At 64.3% G+C, this 1,195-nt stretch carries 1 protein-coding gene; it reads right to left on the reverse strand.

Features of this window, described 5'->3' with window-relative positions:
- Positions 1–11: 11 nt before the first annotated feature.
- Positions 12–1,195 (reverse strand): IS3 family transposase gene (locus D3260_RS17050; protein ID WP_233544123.1). Its coding sequence is split into 2 segments (ribosomal slippage), with 1,185 coding nucleotides annotated over them: positions 12–916 and positions 916–1,195; the frame shifts between segments, so codons are not numbered across the junction. This gene is flagged as partial in the annotation.

Genomic DNA, 1,195 nt, shown 5'->3' on the forward strand with positions numbered 1-1,195 from the left:
TGGAGTTGCCCCTATAAAACCGGACACGCATTCTTACTTGCCTGAGCCTGTCTGAATTCCCGCGGTGAGCGCATGTTCAGCGCCTTGTGCGGGTGCGTGTTGTTGTAGTCGTCGAACCAGGCCGGCAACTGACGCATCACGGCTTCCGCATCCGGCCGCGGGTTGATCGCGACGTAGTCGCGCTTGAACGTCTTCACGAACGCCTCGGCCATGCCATTGCTCTGCGGACTGGCGATCGGGGTACGTCGCACCTCGAGTCCAAGCGTCCGACCGAAGCTTCGAGTCGCATCCGCTGTATAGCAGCTGCCGTTGTCGGTCAGCCACTCAATCGGTTCAGGCACGCGTTCGGCGTTGCCGAAGCGTGATTCCACCGCCTGCAGCATCAAATCCTGCACCATGGCCGCATCGATGCCGCGGGTCGTGGCCACCCAACTCATGGCTTCCCGATCGCAGCAGTCCTGGGCGAAGGCGACTCGTACCCGCTGGCCGTTGTCGCAGGCGATCTCGAAGCCATCCGAGCACCAGCGACGGTTGCTGGCTTCGACGGCAACGCGGCCGTCGTGCGCGCGATCGGGCCGCTTGGCCGTGTGACGGGCCAACAGCAGCTGGTGATCACGCATCACGCGATAGACCGCCTTGTGATTGGCTGGCGCTCGGCCGGCCTGACGCCGCTGGCGATTGAGCCGCGCAGCCACCCGCCGGTAGCCATTGGTGGGCCGATCGGCGATGACGGCATGCAGATCGGTCAACAGCACTGTGTCGTCCGGCGCGCGTCGACGTCGGCCGTCGACCCAGGTCCGAGAACGGCCCAGCTGCGCGACCACGTTCGAGCGAGCCACCTGCAGTGTCTGGCAGACCACGCTCACCGCGTATCGTCGTCGCCGGGCAAGGGCGCATGCGAGATGTACTTTTTTCGTCGGCCCACCTCCACGGCCTCTTTCAGGATCTCGTTCTCCAGCGTCTTCTTGCCCAGCAGGCGCTGTAATTCTCGAACCTGCTTCTCGAGTGCCGAGAACTCGCTGGCTGGCACCACGGCATCGCCAGACCCGACTGACGTCAGGGCGCCTTCTCGATAGAGCTTGCGCCAGCGGAACAGCTGATTGGCGGCCACGCCGTTACGGCGCGCGACCAGCGATACGGTCATACCGGGCTCGTAGGTCTGTTCGACCATTGCCACCTTCTCGGTCACCGACCA

The organism is Salinisphaera sp. Q1T1-3, assembly GCF_003602005.1.
Classification (GTDB): Bacteria; Pseudomonadota; Gammaproteobacteria; order Nevskiales; family Salinisphaeraceae; genus Salinisphaera.